The 15,940-nt window shown below is 61.3% G+C and carries 14 protein-coding genes and 2 pseudogenes; 8 read left to right on the top strand and 8 right to left on the bottom strand.

The genetic code is table 11. From position 1 onward, the window contains the following. The 6 genes from groEL to IVA78_RS03165 form a co-directional block, all read right to left on the bottom strand. The coding region (gene groEL, locus IVA78_RS03190) for a chaperonin GroEL (RefSeq protein WP_247464270.1) at positions 1–912 on the bottom strand (912 nt) is incomplete at its 3' end. 85 nt (positions 913–997) lie between these two features. Beyond that, entirely contained in the window at positions 998–1,312 is a 315-nt protein-coding gene (groES, locus tag IVA78_RS03185) for a co-chaperone GroES (RefSeq protein ID WP_247277985.1), read from the bottom strand. Between the two features lie 659 nt (positions 1,313–1,971). Further along, positions 1,972–2,214: a hypothetical protein gene (locus tag IVA78_RS03180; protein WP_247464267.1), complete on the bottom strand. Its 243-nt coding sequence runs from the start codon at positions 2,212–2,214 to the stop codon at positions 1,972–1,974. Positions 2,215–2,216: 2 nt separating this feature from the next. Next, complete coding sequence (locus IVA78_RS03175; RefSeq protein ID WP_247464285.1) at positions 2,217–3,818, bottom strand: IS66 family transposase; 1,602 nt, start codon at positions 3,816–3,818, stop codon at positions 2,217–2,219. A gap of 93 nt (positions 3,819–3,911) precedes the next feature. After that, the gene (tnpB, locus tag IVA78_RS03170; protein WP_247464263.1) at positions 3,912–4,259 is read right to left on the bottom strand and encodes an IS66 family insertion sequence element accessory protein TnpB; all 348 of its coding nucleotides are present in this window, start codon (positions 4,257–4,259) and stop codon (positions 3,912–3,914) included. After that, on the bottom strand, positions 4,256–4,663 hold the full coding sequence (locus tag IVA78_RS03165; protein ID WP_247464260.1) for a transposase: 408 nt from the start codon (positions 4,661–4,663) through the stop codon (positions 4,256–4,258). The genes tnpB and IVA78_RS03165 overlap by 4 nt, the downstream gene beginning before the upstream one ends. Positions 4,664–6,383: 1,720 nt before the next feature. Here IVA78_RS03165 and IVA78_RS03160 point away from each other — a divergent pair. Then, positions 6,384–7,007, top strand: coding sequence for a hypothetical protein (locus IVA78_RS03160; protein ID WP_247464258.1), 624 nt, complete (start codon positions 6,384–6,386; stop codon positions 7,005–7,007). A gap of 81 nt (positions 7,008–7,088) precedes the next feature. On the opposite strand, the gene IVA78_RS34260 is transcribed toward IVA78_RS03160, so the two are convergent. Together IVA78_RS34260 and IVA78_RS03155 are read right to left on the bottom strand one after the other, a co-directional pair. Then, positions 7,089–7,388 carry a pyridoxal-phosphate dependent enzyme gene (locus IVA78_RS34260; RefSeq protein ID WP_253075277.1) on the bottom strand — a complete coding sequence of 100 codons (300 nt, stop codon included), beginning with the start codon at positions 7,386–7,388 and terminating at the stop codon, positions 7,089–7,091. Beyond that, positions 7,388–8,146, bottom strand: a complete 759-nt coding sequence (locus tag IVA78_RS03155) for a pyridoxal-phosphate dependent enzyme (protein ID WP_253075276.1) — start codon at positions 8,144–8,146, stop codon at positions 7,388–7,390. Before IVA78_RS03155 ends, IVA78_RS34260 begins: the two co-directional genes overlap by 1 nt. Before the next feature lie 2,069 nt (positions 8,147–10,215). On the opposite strand from IVA78_RS03155, the pseudogene IVA78_RS03150 reads away from it, so the two are divergent. The 7 genes and pseudogenes from IVA78_RS03150 to IVA78_RS03120 form a co-directional block, all read left to right on the top strand. Beyond that, positions 10,216–10,380 (top strand): annotated as a pseudogene (locus IVA78_RS03150) (HupU protein); the annotation flags it as partial. A gap of 24 nt (positions 10,381–10,404) precedes the next feature. Further along, positions 10,405–10,879, top strand: a pseudogene (locus IVA78_RS03145) (nickel-dependent hydrogenase large subunit); the annotation flags it as partial. A gap of 342 nt (positions 10,880–11,221) precedes the next feature. Beyond that, on the top strand, positions 11,222–12,313 hold the full coding sequence (locus IVA78_RS03140) for a hydrogenase small subunit (RefSeq protein ID WP_247464253.1): 1,092 nt from the start codon (positions 11,222–11,224) through the stop codon (positions 12,311–12,313). Between the two features lie 30 nt (positions 12,314–12,343). After that, positions 12,344–14,134, top strand: a complete 1,791-nt coding sequence (locus tag IVA78_RS03135) for a nickel-dependent hydrogenase large subunit (RefSeq protein WP_247277979.1) — start codon at positions 12,344–12,346, stop codon at positions 14,132–14,134. 16 nt (positions 14,135–14,150) lie between these two features. Then, complete coding sequence (gene cybH / locus IVA78_RS03130) at positions 14,151–14,894, top strand: Ni/Fe-hydrogenase, b-type cytochrome subunit (protein WP_247464250.1); 744 nt, start codon at positions 14,151–14,153, stop codon at positions 14,892–14,894. Between the two features lie 18 nt (positions 14,895–14,912). After that, on the top strand, positions 14,913–15,497 hold the full coding sequence (locus IVA78_RS03125; RefSeq protein WP_247464247.1) for a HyaD/HybD family hydrogenase maturation endopeptidase: 585 nt from the start codon (positions 14,913–14,915) through the stop codon (positions 15,495–15,497). Positions 15,498–15,522: 25 nt separating this feature from the next. Next, positions 15,523–15,819, top strand: a complete 297-nt coding sequence (locus IVA78_RS03120) for a HypC/HybG/HupF family hydrogenase formation chaperone (protein WP_247277976.1) — start codon at positions 15,523–15,525, stop codon at positions 15,817–15,819. Positions 15,820–15,940: the final 121 nt, after the last annotated feature.

Genomic DNA, 15,940 nt, shown 5'->3' with positions numbered 1-15,940 from the left:
GTCTTCCGAGATCGCCTGGCCGCCGGTCAGGATCGCGATGTCCTGGAGCATGGCCTTGCGGCGATCGCCGAAGCCCGGAGCCTTGACGGCCGCGACCTTCAGGCCGCCGCGGAGGCGGTTCACGACCAGGGTCGCGAGGGCTTCACCCTCGACGTCCTCGGCGACGATGACCAGCGGCTTGCCGGTCTGCACCACGGCCTCGAGCAGCGGCAGCAGCTCGTTCAGCGAGGAGAGCTTCTTCTCGTTGATGAGGATATAGACGTCGTCCATCTCAACGCGCATCTTGTCGGCGTTGGTGACGAAGTAGGGCGAGATGTAGCCGCGGTCGAACTGCATGCCCTCGACGACGTCGAGCTCGGTTTCCAGCGACTTGGCTTCCTCGACGGTGATCACCCCCTCGTTGCCGACCTTCTTCATGGCGTCGGAGAGGAACTTGCCGATCTCGGCGTCGCCGTTGGCGGAAATGGTGCCGACCTGGGCGATTTCGTCGTTGGAGGTGACCTTCTTGGAGTTCTTGACGAGGTCGGCGACCACGGCTTCCACGGCCAGGTCGATACCACGCTTCAGGTCCATCGGGTTCATGCCGGCGGCAACCGACTTGGCGCCTTCACGAACGATCGCAGCGGCAAGCACCGTTGCGGTGGTGGTGCCGTCGCCGGCCGCATCGGCGGACTTGGAGGCGACTTCGCGCACCATCTGCGCACCCATGTTCTCGAACTTGTCGTCGAGCTCGATCTCCTTGGCGACGGTGACGCCGTCCTTGGTGATGCGGGGAGCGCCGAACGACTTGTCGAGCACGACGTTGCGTCCCTTGGGGCCGAGCGTGACCTTTACCGCGTTGTTGAGAATTTCGACGCCGCGCAACATGCGGTCGCGGGCGTCTACGCCGAACTTGACTTCTTTGGCTGACATGTGGGTTTTCCTGAATGTTTTACTTGGTCTCACCCTTGGCGACGCCCAGCAGGCGCTCCTCAGGATGAGCGGTGCGAGCGATGGTTTAGGCGGCCTTCTTCTTGGCGGACGCGTCCGTGAGAACGCCCAGGATGTCGCTCTCCTTCATGATCAACAGCTCCTGGCCGTCGATCTTGACCTCGGTGCCTGACCACTTGCCGAACAGGACGCGGTCGCCGACCAGGACGTCGATCGGGATCAGCTTGCCACTCTCGTCGCGGCCTCCGGGGCCGACGGCGATGACTTCACCTTGCGAAGGCTTTTCCTTGGCAGTGTCCGGAATGATGATGCCGCCAGCGGTCTTTTCTTCGGCGTCGATACGCTTGACCACGACCCGGTCGTGAAGCGGACGGAATTCCATGCAGATCTCCTAAACATTTACACCCGTTGAAGATTTCACGATTGCTAGCAATCGCTGCCTGCGAGTGCCAATGCAGGCGCAGCTGAAATAGGACCGATTTTTTGGGGAACAAGTGTTTGTAGCAGGAAAATCGGCTCGGCCCGCGGGATCTCTGTGGGGCTGCCCCAAATCACCTCTTCGAGTTTGCCGCCGAGCGTCGACCTTCTTCTGAGTGAGTCGTATGGCTCTGGCTCTCGACCTAATGTCATCTACAGTTCAATTCCTCTGCCCTAAATTCGAGATGGTAAAGGCCCGCCGATCTGGTGCCGGTTCAAATGCGAATCGTCGGCTGATTTCGTTCTAAGATTGCGATGCGTTTAGAACCTAACGCGGAGGTCGGGAATTGGAGGTATCGCTCCGCTTGATCGATGATCCGATACTCAGCAACTCGAGGCGAGGCAACGCTGGCTGCGAGAGCTAGCGCAGATCGTTCGGCACCTCGTCCAGTATCAGATCACCTTGCGCGCCGAAGTCGCTGCTGGGCGGATCGCCCGTGCTCCAGACAGCGTGCGCGCCGATGTCCCCGGTTTGCGCGAAAGGGCATGCCGGTATCGCGACAGGTCTATATGCGCAAACAGCTCGCCAAACGTATCCATCCGAGCTAGGCCGCGGACAGGGGCTCACCGATTCCAGCGCTTGAGGAGATCGGGGTCTTCCTTGTGCATCCTGATGAGCTCCGTCAGGTTTTCGATGCCGAAGTCGGTGAACGCCATGACCTGGTCGTCACCTATGCCGTAAACCCAGATGACGCCATCCTCTGTGTCCATTCCGTTGGCCACGTCCCAGAGCCAGTCCTCGTCTTCGCCGAGGTCTTTTGCGACGCGAGCGATGGTGAAGACGGCGTGAACCTTGTTGACGTGCATGGCTACGCCGCCTGGGTGGAGGACCTCGAGGCAGGAGGCACCCAGTTCCAGGGCAACAACTCGTGCAGGCGGTTCTGCGGCATGTCGGCGATGCGCGAGAAGACGTCGGCAAGCCAGGCTTTCGGGTCGATGTCGTTGAGACGCGCCGTCATGATAAGCGTCGCCATCACGGCAGCCCGCTCCGCGCCGCGATCGGAGCCGGCGAACAACCATGCCTTTCTTCCCAGCGCAAAACCGCGCAGCGCTCGCTCGGCCGCATTGTTGGTCAGGCAGATCCTTCCGTCATGGACAAAGCGAGCAAAGCCATCCCATCGGTTGAGCAGATAATTGATCGGCTTGATCACGTTGGATGAACGCGAGAGCCGGGCGGATTCCGCCCGGAGCCAAGCCTCAAAATCGCTCAGCAGCGGCGCGCTTCTGTCTTGGCGGACCCGCAGCCGCTCCTCAGCATTCAACCCATGGATCTCGCGCTCGATCTCGAACAGCTGGTCAATTCGACGAACCGCTTCCAGCGCAATGGGCGAGATCGCCGTCGCCGATCTTCCGCGGCGAGCGTTCTGGGCGATGTCGGCAAGTTCGAAGAACGCCCCCCGGCCATGTGCCCAACAGAAGGCGGCCGTGGCCGGCAACGCTTTGCGTCCGGGATCGAAGAGAGCGTTGAACCCGCTATAGGCATCGGCCTGCAGGATGCCGGCGAAGGTCTGAAGATGCCGCGCGGGATGCTCGCCGCGCCGATCACGCGAGGCGTAGAACAGCGCCGCCGGTGGATCGCGCCCGCCGAATGGCCGATCGTCGCGAACGTAGGTCCAAATCCGCCCGGTGTCCGTCTTTCCCTTCGCCAGGATCGGGATCTTGGTGTCGTCGCCATGGAGCCTATCGGCGGAGAGCGCATGGGCTTCGATCAGTTCAAAGATGGGTCTGACCGCGAACGCTCCGGCGCCGACCTGGTCCGCCAGCGTCGAGACCGACAGGTCGATCCCCTCGCATTTGAAGCGCTGGCTCTGTCGGTTCAGCGGCTGATGCTGACCAAATTTGTCGTACAGGATCGTCGCCAGAAGCTGCGGTCCGATATAGCCCCGTGGCGTGGCATGGAACGGCGCCGGCGGCTGCGTGATCGCCTCGCAATCCCGACAACTGAACTTCTCCCGGACTGTGTCGACGACCTTGAACCGGCGTGGGATCTCCTCCAGCGTCGAGGTCACGCTTTCGCCGAGCTTCGACAGCCGCGCCGATCCGCAGCAGGGGCATTGGGTCGGAGCCGGCAGGACCACGCGTTCTCGCTCGATGTCGTCGGGGAAGGGCTGACGCACCGGCCGCTTGCGCTCAAACGAACGCACCGTCTGCGTCTTCCCGGCCGCCTTCTCGGCGGCCAGCTCATCCTCGGTCGCGCCCGCCTCGAGTTCCTCAAGCTCAAGCTCCAGCTGATCGAGCAGCCGTGCCGACCGCTCGGAGCGCGTGCCATATATAGTGCGTCGTAGCTTCTCGATCTCGAGCTTGAGATGGGCAATCAGCGCTTCGGTGCTCGATTGCTTCGCCTGAGCATTGGCCGCTTCAGCAAGCCTGGCTTCCGCCGAAAGCCTGGCCGTACGTTCGGCCAAAATCATTGCATGCGCGGCGGCAAGATCGGGCGGCAGGTCGGCGCTGGAGTCCATGGCCAGATGGAATCACATTCGCCGCCAAACTCAAATAACAAAGTCTCAGCCTACGCTGGTCGGACGCCAGGACTGTTGGGGATTGCGCCAGTCGATGCCGGACAGCAGATAGCTCATCTGCGCCTGCGAGATCGACACCACGCCGTCCGCCAGCGACGGCCAGACAAAACGACCTCTCTCGAGTTTCTTCGTAAACAGGCATGCGCCCTGGCCGTCATGCCAGATCACTTTCAACAAATCACCCCTGCGTCCGCGGAAGCAGAACAAATGACCACTCAGCGGATCGCGGCGCAGCACCTCTTGCACCTGCAACGACAATGAGGCGAAGCCTTTGCGCATGTCGGTGTGGCCCGTCGCCAGCCACACCCGAACTCCCGTAGGGACCGGAATCATTGCGGATCCAGAGCTTCGATAATTCGGCGAAGCGCCTCAACGTCGACGCCCGCATCAACAATGACGCGCCGCCCGCCAGCCAGCTCGATCTCAATCCGACGCTCCGTCGAATGTGCGGTCGCGCTCTCCGATGAGGCCGCCACCGACGCCACGGGCCCGCCCTCGGCCATAACGGCCCTGACAAACCCAGCCTCGGATTTGGTTCGGTTCGCTGCGAAGGCTCTTCGCCAGGTCACCAGCAGAGAACGTGATAAGCCGTATCGCCGCGCTGTCGCCGCAACCAGGCGCGGCTCGGATAGGCTTTCCAAAACAATCCGCGCCTTCTCCTCCTCAGACCAGCGGCGCCGCCGGCCTGTATCAACCACTTCAAGTCGATTCAGCGCGCTGTACGTATGGCTGTCCATACGTACAGTTCTCAACCATTAGGCCAGCCCGCCGCAAGGCGTCTCCCCTCGGAGGCTTACCGCCAAACTGTCCGGCGGCCATGACCTGGCCAAGGCGTTCAACTAATCCTGAAGCGATGGGCGAGCTGTGAAGACGCCGGTGGCGGCGTGCTGATCAATACCGGAGCCAGCGTAGTTGTGATCTCGACAGGAACAAGAGCTGCACGGAATCTCCGCCCGGTCGCCCCTGGTGCACTTGTCGAAGCCTGGTGAACAGCAGGCTGTGAGCCACCCCGTACCGGCGCGCGACGCCGCAGACCGTCTCGCCAGCCTGCAAGGTCCATCCGACATGACGAACCTTCTCGTCGCAACTCCATCGCCGCCGACCTTCGGCGCCGAACACATCGACTTGCATTCGCCACGTGACCTTAAAGCTAGACTTAAGATGCTGCCTTGTGCTTTGGGCGCGTCTTTAGCTTTGGAGCTTGATGGGATTCATGTTGGACATCGTACACATACTGTGCGCCTCGGATTACATGCGACACAACCGAGTGGTCCGAAAAGCTTCACACGACAAGCTATCTAAGGCGCTTGAATCGCACCTTACGTCAAGATGTAACGTATCGAAATAGGCGGCGACAGGCTTCGGTACCCGAAGCCCGTCCGAACGAGTGACATAGAGTGCAAATGTCCCAAATCCTAGGCTCATGCAAGATGAGCCCGGTCATCAGCGATTGTCGTGAAGCTCGCTGTGGCTGGGTCATAGCAACGCGCGTCCGACAGATGCGCTTGGCTCACCGCCGGATGGTAAGACGCCGCTCACATTTGGGCACAGGCGCGGATATGACGCGGGTTGTCCCCGGGAAGAGCGGGGCTGCGGGAAAGCCGGCTGCCCGGATCTGTCAGCGGAAAGCCAAATGGTCGCGCTACTCGACCACGATCATAAGACTAGGGCACGTTGACTGGCGGCATGGACGCGGTCAGCCGCGGCACAAAGCCATCTTGGTGTCGGCCGCGTGCTGCCAACACTATTGTAAGCGCCACAAAAACGATCAGAAGTCCACGCATTCCAAAGAATTACCCACCAATTCCATCGCAATTATGAAACGGCTGACACCTGATGCGCTTGCTCTAAGCTCGCCGCGGAAATGCCGCCGCGTTCAATGCAGGCTGTTAGGCTTGCAAAGTCGAAAAGATAGGCCCACTCAGTCGCCAAAATCAATATTCCTTGTATTTCCGAGTAAGTCTGCGAACCGGGTGGTCACGCTTGAAAAATGCACCGCGTGCGTATGATGTCCTTGTGGCGGTAAGACGTGGTCCGCTACGATGCCGATCTCGCGATGCCAGCCCATGCACCGGTAAATTCCGGCATAGGGAGCAGTGGCTCCTGGCTCATGATTCTGGTCAAATGGCTCGCTGTTAGACTCGCGCAGATAACGCCCGTTCTTATAGACCGCGAAGTCATCTCTCAATCGGCTAGCTTAACTTTGCCTAAAGCCATCCATTCAGGCGCAGAGTTGATCTGAGAAGCTGAGCCCGCCTTCTGCGAGCGTGCTTGTTTATCTTTCGATAGAGCGCCCGCAGATTGCGGCCTGTGCGGAGGAGCCCGCGCCATCGCGAGTGTACTTAGAGCTATGGCCGCGATCGTATCGTGCGTTTTTTCATTGCCTGTGCAGCGTTAATGCGCCGAGTGCCTGTTGGCGCGGTAAACGAGAGGAATCGTGTTGGACGCTGAAGCGGCATGATCTTTCCCGATATCTTTGTGCGTATGCCAATTACTTTCACATGGACGCTCTTGACCGTCATCTATTATCTCGGCAACGAGAGCCATTATAGATCGAGAGAAAGAATGATGAATGTGATTGATCAAGCGAACGGTTCGGAGTTGCCGCCCGTCTTGCAGAAGTCATCAAGACGCCTTCCGTGGGTTTTTGGATTTATCGCCGTCTTCATCGGGCTATGCGTTGGGGGTGCATTTTACTGGCCCCATATCGACCGAATGATCGAGGCGTTAACGGCACGTGAAGTCGTCCCAATGCCGGCGTTGTCACCTGAAGACAAGGCAGCGCTTTCGGAGATCCGGTCGGGGCAACAGGAGGTGAGCGAGGAGATTTCAGCGCTTAACCGCAACATCGATGCGCAGCAAGCCGATTTGAAACGGATGTTAGATCAAATCGCAGCCCTGACCTCAAGAATTGAGTCTCTGCAGAACATTGCTGCGCCTCTTCCTGCAGATATTCGTCCGCCGGCAGCCCAGGCCGCTTCAAAGCCGACTACAAGAGCCGCTCGCCCGCCTAAACCAGAAGGGCCGGTCTCCGTCGGGGGCGCGCCGCTGGTTCCGGAGCCGGAGACGGACCGCCGATGATCTAATCATGAAGCCTCGAGCCTGCCAGACATGGCCTCACTGAGAGGATGCAAGTCGAACTAGGAGCGAAGATCGCGGTGCTCACGTTCGGTCCTCCCAGGCGCATTCGGTGAGGAGGACGAGAATGCGGCTCGACCGGTCGAGTCCGAGATCGCTTGTATGGCTCGGGTCTGCGAGGGCAGCCATAGCACCCGCCAGGCCCGCTGCACCGGACGGCGTGGTGGCGAGGCCATCATGGGCGGAGAGTACGCGAACAGCATCCACCAATTCCGCCTCGGGCACGGTGATGGCCCGAGCGCCGTGACGCCTGAGCACCGCAACGGCGGGCGCACTCGCCTGGCCGCAGGAGAGCATCTCCGCGGATGTTCGGAGATCGCCCATCACCCGAATCGGGTGACCGGCCGCGAGCGCGGGCGCAAGACACGCGGCGGTTTCCGGTCGACCGTCACGATGCATCCCGGAGGTGCCAGCCAGCCCGAGAGGCCCTCGGCCATGGCAGCGGCGAGTCCGCCGACACCAGCTTGTATAAAGACGTGTGTCGGACGCCCATGGCCGGCGAAATCTACTTGATCGCGGATTTCCGCCGCCGTAACGCCGTATCCCGCCATGACGTCGCAAACGATGGGATCGTTCGGATCGTCGGTCGTGTCGGCGACAAGAATGCCGGCGCCCTGGCAGGCCGCGGCTGCGGCCGCATCAACTGCATTGTCGTAGGTGCCCGGCACCCAGACGATCTCGGCACCCTGATTCTCGATGCGGCGCGCGCGCGCGTTCGGCACGCCCTCGTGCAGGAACACGCGGGCGGGCGCCCCGGCAAAGCGCGCGGCGGCAGCTACCGCGAGCCCGTGATTACCGTCACTGGCGCAGACCAGGGTCGGCTGCCCCTTAGGTCGGGCCGCGAGAAGGTCGGCTAACTGCATGCGCGAGGCCCGGGCGAGCGCGCGCAACCCGGCATAGGTGCCACCAAGCGACTTGAAGCTGCCGAGCATGCGGCGGCCCTCGTCTTTCGCTAGCACCTGCGCCACTCCGAGCCGCTCCGCAAGCGTCGGAAGGTTCAGGAGTGGCGTCGGCGCGTATGCGGGATCGAGGCGGCCAAGCTCGGCTGCGATCGCATTGACTGGTGAAGAGGTGCTGTTCATGCGTTGATCTTGCCCGCTACAGGTGACGGCTGCTGCTGGAGCGTTGCACAGCAACTCTTTCCGCCGATCATAACCAGCTGTACCTGCGAGCACCATCCTCGAGGACTTCGATCGCGCGCTTCTCCCAGGGGCCTTTTCGCGCTCGCGTCCGCCTACGCAAGTTTAAATTGCGGTTGGAGCGATCCCAGCGAAGCTCGACTAAAGGATTGCGGCGATGGCCCTCGCGGGTCCATCTCTGCGACGGAGCCCATCTACACCGACGCGAGCGCCATTGTGTGGGATGCTGCGGATCTTCGCGGATATCACGTCGCAAAACCAGCCGACGTTTCGAGCGAACAGTACTTAGGCTCTTGGGTAGTATTCGCCTGCGTGATCAAGGCGACCGTTTCCGTCATCAAAGTCTGGTCCTCCCTGCATGTGCACTCCGGTATTCGGCAAATGTGTGTTGTGTTCGATTCCGCGGTCGTGTTTCAATGCACGCTCATGTGTCGCGAAAACGACATTCCCGAAGCGAGGCAGTGGCGCTTTACAGATCGAAGGAAGTTCTGTCATATTTTATATGCGTTAAGTTTGGCCTCGGCGTGGGTGGCCGCTACTGGGTCACGCGGACGCTATGACATAGTGAACGAGTCTCCCATCACGTCAGCGAAAAGCGTATCGCCAACCGCGCTACTGTGACGCCAGAAAGCCCGGCCTTCCAGTTCAAATTAATCAATTCGCGCCTCGCGGGCTCCCCCGTGCGACTACCACCTTTCACATCCGTAACAGCCATGGCAGGATTTCTGCACTGTCAGCACGGCGAGACGAGTTAGGATCGTTGGATTGCTCTCGCCCCGCGCGGCCAGAGTTAGAACCTTCTCGGCGAGGCAAGCCTTCAATGAAGACGTCCGCTTTGCTTCAGGCACCATCCGGACAGCATCCTCCAGAGCACCTTTCAGCACAGCATGCAGCTTGGTTTGAGGGGGTGGATATGACATGGCGCAAAATCCTGAAAACTTAGAATCAAACGATGAGGGCCCAGCATGTCCCAGCCTCCTGATGGTCCATCAAGACGGTAACGATGTTTAGTTTTGAGGTGGCGGTCAGTGGCTCAGCTGTGCCCAAAACGAATACAATGACTAGGACCCGTTGAATGTGACAGTGGAGCTTCACCGACAGCTAAATTTTTGTTCTGGTCATTGCTGCGATCTCGACACTAACGCGACCGGAAAGTCGTGCGGCTTCGGCATTGCCGAAGGCATTCTGCCGTGGTGACGTCCAGATCAAGCTGAAGTGACGCTTGTGCTACGCGGCTTCGTCTTCGAGCCGGACGTGCAGTTGGTGTGTCCCGCGATTGAAGAGGAGTTCGGATCAGCCGAGGCCCGAACGGTCTCTACAGGCAAGCATTGATGGGGCAAGCCACGTCTCTGCATACTATACTCTGGGCGCTAAGCCGCGGCGATATGTGCCGGCGAGGGGCGCGTTGAGGGTGCGCTAGACACTGCCCCGCGGCGGCATAGTGCGTCGGTTCGCGAGGACCTTGCCGATAAAGCGGCTGCCGCAGATCACAAGATCTAGGCATTGACCCCGCTGAGGCCCAGGGCCGCGTTCCAACTTCTTAAGAGCATAAGGTGTCGCCCCTGTGGCCTAGTTATTCGTTAGCGCCCGCTCGAAAGCGGATCACCGCCTCTCGTATGTTGAGTATAGCCGCCGCGCTCTGTTCGCTCACTGAGGCGTCAGGACAGGGCTTGCACGGGCGTGGAGTGCGAACCGGAGTCGCGCCGGCGGTCGCCGCTGCTTGAAATTCATCCAAGTGGTCGATGAGCCATTCCAACGTTTGTCCACGTGTCTGTTCGGAGGCGCCTTCGCTTTGCGCTGTTGGAATTCAGGCGTGCTCGCCAGCGAAGCGAAAACTGCACATATCGGGCCGATAAGCCAGCTCGGGCACGTGGCTCCGTTGAAGAAGATCTGTCGCGTCAAAAAGCAAGTCGAAGATTGATTGTCTTTCCAACATCGCGCGTACGCACCAGATGTACCGAGGGAGGTCGCGCCGGAGCAAGTCGTTTCGCGTTTCACTGTGGAGAGAGACATCCGCAAAGCTTGCCGGCATTCCGGTCGGACTTCCGACCGACATGCCCAAGACCTCGTTCGTGGCGCTCGCGGCCCTGTCGAAGTCGGCGACGCCGCGGCGGGTGCGGCTGAATGCGACCGCTGTCGTGCTGCCCGGCCGCCCGACGGCCAAGCGCACGCCATGACGCGCTTCACGATGGTCCGCTCAACGCGTCGAGGGCGATCTCGAAGTTGGCCTCGATGTCGAGAGTGGGCGGGTCATGCGCGCGGAGGTGACGGCGCCGCTGTGTCGCGGCTTCGAGCAGATCCTGGAGGCGCGTCCGCCCATCGAAGCGCGGGCGCTGGCGCCGCGGATCTGCGGCATCTGCTCGGTCGCGTAGTCGCCGCGGCTGTCGCTCTTCGCGATGCGATGGCGGCCGAGGTCGCGCCGAACGGGATTCTCGCGACCAATCTCGCGCATGAGGCGGAGAAGGCCGCCGATCATCTCACGCACTTCTACATCTTCTTCATGCCGGACTTCGCTCGCGAGGCCTGTGCCGCGCACTCCGGGCATGAGGAGACACGGGACCGTTTCGCAGCGACGCGCGGCCTGCGGCACGCGATGTCTTGCCGGCGCGGGCGCGGCTGCTCGAACCTATGGGTATCTTCGCCGGGAAATGGCCGCATAGTCTGGCCTTCCAGCCGGCCGATGTCGGCGGCCCGCTGGAGCAGGCGCTGATCGGCACTGATGTCGGCGGCGCCGGCGCACGCTCGGTCGCCATCCAGCACGTCGTGCGCTCGTTCGATCCCTGGATGGTGTGCACCGCGCATTGAGTCGTCTCTCGCGCGGGGACGGAAACTTCGTTGTCGCCTGAAATCGAACTGTTTCCGTTTTTCTCGGTCGGGGCATGCGCGCGCACCGCAATTCGAGCAATTCAAATCTGCAACAATTTGGTATCACTCTACTTTCCTTACGCTCCCGGTGCTTGGCCTGCTTCTTGCTGTCCTTGGCGTCATAGACAAGTCAAAGCCGAGGCGGGACGATTCATGGGCGCGGCGACGGAAACGTTTTACAGCGTGATCAGGCGACAAGGTATCACGCGTCGGAGCTTTCACAAATTTTGCAGCCTGACTGCGACGAGTCTCGGCCTCGGTCCGCTGGGGGCGAGCCGCATCGCGAACGCGCTCGAGACCAAGCCGCGCGTGCCGGTGATCTGGATGCACGGCCTCGAATGCACCTGCTGTTCCGAGAGCTTCATTCGTTCCGCGCACCCGCTGGTGAAGGATGCCGTGCTCTCGATGATCTCGCTCGACTATGACGGCACCATCATGGCGGCCGCAGGCCACCAGGCGGAGGCGATCCTCGAAGAGGCCCGCGCCAAGCACAAAGGGCAATACATTCTCGCGGTGGAAGGCAATCCGCCGCTGAACGAAGGCGGCATGTTCTGCATCGACGGCGGCAAGCCGTTCGTCGAGAAGCTGAAGATGGTGGCGGAGGATGCGATGGCGATCATCGCCTGGGGCGCTTGCGCCTCGTGGGGCTGCGTGCAGGCGGCCAAGCCCAATCCGACGCAGGCGACGCCCATCGACAAGGTCATCGCCAACAAGCCGATCATCAAGGTGCCGGGATGCCCCCCGATCGCTGAAGTGATGACCGGCGCCATCACCTTCATCACCACTTTTGGCAAATTGCCCGAGCTCGATCGTCAGGGCCGGCCGAAGATGTTTTACTCGCAGCGTATCCACGACAAGTGCTACCGGCGGTCGCATTTCGACGCCGGCCAGTTCGTCGAGGAGTGGGACGACGAGGCGGCGCGCAAGGGCTATTGTCTCTACAAGATGGGCTGCAAGGGCCCGACCACCTACAACGCCTGCTCGACCGTGCGCTGGAATGGCGGCGTCTCCTTCCCGATCCAGTCGGGCCATGGCTGCATCGGCTGCTCGGAAGACGGATTCTGGGACAAGGGTTCGTTCTACGACCGCCTCACCAACATCAAGCAGTTCGGCATCGAGAAGAACGCCGACCAGATCGGCATGGTGGCGGCCGGAGCCGTCGGTGCGGCAGTCGCCGCGCATGCAGCGGTGACCGCGGTGAAGCGGCTCGCCGGCAAGCGCGAAGACGCGCACCACACCAGCTAAGCGCCAAAGAGATCCAAGAGTAACAAAATCATGGGTATCCAGACTCCCAACGGCTTCAATCGCGACAATTCCGGCAAGCGCATCGTCGTCGATCCGGTGACCCGTATCGAAGGTCACATGCGCGTCGAGGTCAATGTCGACGCCGATAACGTCATCCGAAACGCAGTCTCCAGCGGCACGATGTGGCGCGGGATCGAGGTGATCCTGAAGGATCGCGATCCCCGCGACGCCTGGGCGTTCACGGAACGGATCTGCGGCGTCTGCACCGGCACGCACGCGCTGACGTCGGTGCGCGCGGTCGAGAACGCGCTCGGGATCACCATTCCGGAGAACGCCAATTCGATCCGCAATCTGATGCAGCTTGCCTTGCAGGTGCACGACCACGTCGTTCACTTCTATCACCTGCACGCGCTGGATTGGGTCGATTTGGTCTCCGCGCTTTCGGCCGACCCGCGGGCAACCTCGACGCTCGCGCAGTCGATCTCGAGCTGGCCGCTGTCGTCGCCAGGTTACTTCAAGGACCTGCAAACCCGTCTCAAGAAGTTCTTCGAGTCGGGGCAGTTGGGGCCCTTCAAGAACGGCTATTGGGGCAGCAAGGCCTACAAGCTGCCGCCTGAGGCCAATCTGATGGCGGTCGCGCACTATCTGGAGGCGCTCGATTTCCAGAAGGAGATCGTCAAGATCCAAACCATCTTCGGCGGCAAGAATCCGCATCCGAACTGGCTCGTGGGCGGCGTGCCCTCTCCGATCAACGTCGACGGCACGGGCGCGGTCGGTGCCATCAACATCGAGCGCCTGAACCTGATCTCGTCGATCATCGATCGCCTGATCGAGTTCAACGAGCAGGTCTACCTGCCCGACGTGGCGGCGATCGGTTCGTTCTACAAGGACTGGCTCTACGGCGGCGGTCTTTCCGGCAAGAGCGTACTCTCTTATGGCGACGTGCCGGAACACGCCAACGACTACTCCTCCAAGAGCCTGAAGCTGCCGCGGGGCGCCATCATAAACGGCAATCTCTCGGAGGTGCTTCCCGTCGATCATGCCAACCCCGATGAGATCCAGGAGTTCGTGGTTCACTCCTGGTACAAATATCCCGACGAAACCAAGGGACTGCATCCCTGGGACGGCGTGACCGAGCCGAACTACGTGCTGGGGCCCAATGCGAAAGGCACCAAAACCGCGATCGAGCAGCTCGATGAGGGCGGAAAATATTCATGGATCAAGGCGCCGCGCTGGCGGGGTCACGCCATGGAGGTCGGCCCGCTGGCGCGTTGGGTGGTGGGCTATGCGCAGAACAAGGCCGAGTTCAAGGATCCTGTCGACAAGTTCCTGAAGGATATGGACCTTCCGCTATCGGCGCTGTTCTCGACGCTCGGTCGGACGGCGGCGCGCGCGCTGGAGTCGGTCTGGGCCGGACGACAAATGCGTTACTTCCAGGACAAGCTCGTCGCCAACATCAAGGCCGGCGACAGCTCGACCGCGAACGTCGACAAGTGGAAGCCGGAGAGCTGGCCGAAGGAGGCAAAGGGTTTTGGCTTCACCGAGGCGCCGCGCGGCGCACTCGCGCACTGGATCAAGATCAAGGAAACCAAGATCGACAATTACCAGTGCGTGGTGCCGACCACCTGGAACGGCTCACCGCGCGATCCGCAAGGGAACATCGGTGCATTCGAGGCCTCGCTGATGAACACCCCGATGGTCAATCCCGAGCAGCCTTTGGAGATCCTGCGCACGATCCATTCCTTCGATCCGTGCCTGGCCTGCTCCACGCATGTCATGAGTCCGGACGGCCAGGAAATGGCCAGCGTCAAGGTCAGGTGAAGCAGGGGGAAACGCCATGATGGATGTAGCTGCACGTCCGGCGGAAGCCGAGCCGGACCTCTCCGCGATAGCGGCCGATGCGGCCGGCGAACATGGGGTCGGCCGTCCCGCCGTCTATGTCTACGAAGCGCCGGTGCGGATCTGCCATTGGGTGAACGCGTTCTCGATCATCGTGCTGATGGTGACCGGCTATCTGATCGGAACGCCATTGCCGTCGGTCGAGGGCGAGGCCTCGGCGAACTTCGTGATGGGCTATATCCGCTTTGCCCATTTCGCGGCGGGGCAGGTGCTGGCGGTGTTCTTCCTTGCCCGCATTCTGTGGGCCTTCGTCGGAAATCACCATTCCCGGCAGATTTTCTATCTGCCGGTGCATCGCAAGCACTTCTGGAAGGAAGTGCTGCATGAAATCCGCTGGTATGCGTTCCTGGATCGCGAGCCGAAGATGTATGTCGGCCACAACCCGCTGGCGCGGACCGCGATGTTCACGGGCTTCACGCTGTTCGTGGCGTTCATGATCGTTACCGGCTTTGCGCTCTATTCGGAAGGTGCCGGTATCGACAGTTGGCAGCACAAGCTGTTCGGCTGGGTGTTCGCGATTTGGCCGAACAGCCAGGACGTTCACACCTGGCATCATCTCGGCATGTGGGCGCTGGTCGTGTTCGTGATGGTGCACATCTACGCCGCGGTCCGTGAGGACATCATGTCGCGCCAGAGCATCGTCTCCTCGATGATCTCCGGCGAGCGGCAATTCCGCGACTGAGAAACTGGAATGATACCGATGCCGACATCTTCGCAAGCAAACCGCATCCTGGTGCTCGGCATCGGCAACATACTGTGGGCCGACGAAGGCTTTGGCGTGCGCGCGGTGGAGAAATTCCACCGCCGCTACGCCGTGCCCGACAACGTCACCATTCTCGACGGCGGCACGCAGGGGCTCTACCTCGTGAACTACCTGGAGGATGCGGATCGTTTGATCGTGTTCGACGCGATCGACTATGGGCTCGAGCCCGGGCAGTTGAAGCTCGTTCGCGACGACGAGGTGCCGCGTTTCACCGACGCCAAGAAGATGAGCTTGCACCAGACCGGCTTCCAGGAGGTCATCAGCGCGGCCGACCTGCTTGGCCGTTGTCCGCGACATCTCGTATTGATCGGCTGCCAGCCGCTCGACCTCGAGGATTGGGGTGGCCCGCTGACGAAGCCGGTGCGCGATCAGATCGCGCCGGCGCTCGAGCTTGGTTGCGAGATCCTGGCCGAATGGGGCGTCGAGGTGATGCCGCGCACCGCGCCGTTGGCAGAATCGGAGCGGCTGCTCGCCAACGACATCGATCATCAGCATTACGAGATGAGGGGGCGGCCGGCCTGACCGGCTGCACCATCGGAGATCCGCCATGTGCCTCGGCTTGCCGATGACGATCGTTGAGACTGACGGGATATCGGCGCTGTGCGAGTTCCGAGGCGAGCAGCGGCGCGTTTCGATGCTGCTGCTCTCGGACCCGCCGGCCGGTGCCAGGGTGCTGGTCCTTATCGACACCGCGGTTCGGCTTCTGCATGAGGCCGAGGCGCGCCTGATCGGCGCCGCGATCGACGGTCTGTGCGCGGCGATCAATGGCGAGGATTGCGATCGCTTCTTCGCCGACCTCATTGACCGCGAGCCGCAACTGCCCGAGCATCTCCGGCTTGATTAGGGCGGCAGCCCGCTCCGCGAGAGCCCGCGTCCTCGCTGGAAGATAAATTTCTATCTGCTAGGTTCATTCATCCGATATGGAAATTAGCTTTCCGTCCTGGGATTGATGCATCTTCTGTCGT

Source organism: Bradyrhizobium sp. 137 (assembly GCF_023074095.1).
In the GTDB taxonomy this organism is placed as follows: Bacteria; Pseudomonadota; Alphaproteobacteria; order Rhizobiales; family Xanthobacteraceae; genus Bradyrhizobium.
This window is presented reverse-complemented; position numbering and strand designations above follow the sequence as displayed.

Excerpts from the sequence above, each read along its gene's own strand:
- groES (WP_247277985.1), bottom strand. The coding sequence starts at position 1,312 with ATGGAATTCCGTCCGCTTCACGACCGGGTCGTGGTCAAGCGTATCGAC.
- IVA78_RS03180 (WP_247464267.1), bottom strand. The coding sequence starts at position 2,214 with ATGCACGTCAACAAGGTTCACGCCGTCTTCACCATCGCTCGCGTCGCA.
- IVA78_RS03175 (WP_247464285.1), bottom strand. The coding sequence starts at position 3,818 with ATGATTTTGGCCGAACGTACGGCCAGGCTTTCGGCGGAAGCCAGGCTT.
- tnpB (WP_247464263.1), bottom strand. The coding sequence starts at position 4,259 with ATGATTCCGGTCCCTACGGGAGTTCGGGTGTGGCTGGCGACGGGCCAC.
- IVA78_RS03165 (WP_247464260.1), bottom strand. The coding sequence starts at position 4,663 with ATGGACAGCCATACGTACAGCGCGCTGAATCGACTTGAAGTGGTTGAT.
- IVA78_RS03160 (WP_247464258.1), top strand. The coding sequence starts at position 6,384 with ATGATCTTTCCCGATATCTTTGTGCGTATGCCAATTACTTTCACATGG.
- IVA78_RS34260 (WP_253075277.1), bottom strand. The coding sequence starts at position 7,388 with ATGGGCGATCTCCGAACATCCGCGGAGATGCTCTCCTGCGGCCAGGCG.
- IVA78_RS03155 (WP_253075276.1), bottom strand. The coding sequence starts at position 8,146 with ATGAACAGCACCTCTTCACCAGTCAATGCGATCGCAGCCGAGCTTGGC.
- IVA78_RS03140 (WP_247464253.1), top strand. The coding sequence starts at position 11,222 with ATGGGCGCGGCGACGGAAACGTTTTACAGCGTGATCAGGCGACAAGGT.
- IVA78_RS03135 (WP_247277979.1), top strand. The coding sequence starts at position 12,344 with ATGGGTATCCAGACTCCCAACGGCTTCAATCGCGACAATTCCGGCAAG.
- cybH (WP_247464250.1), top strand. The coding sequence starts at position 14,151 with ATGATGGATGTAGCTGCACGTCCGGCGGAAGCCGAGCCGGACCTCTCC.
- IVA78_RS03125 (WP_247464247.1), top strand. The coding sequence starts at position 14,913 with ATGCCGACATCTTCGCAAGCAAACCGCATCCTGGTGCTCGGCATCGGC.
- IVA78_RS03120 (WP_247277976.1), top strand. The coding sequence starts at position 15,523 with ATGTGCCTCGGCTTGCCGATGACGATCGTTGAGACTGACGGGATATCG.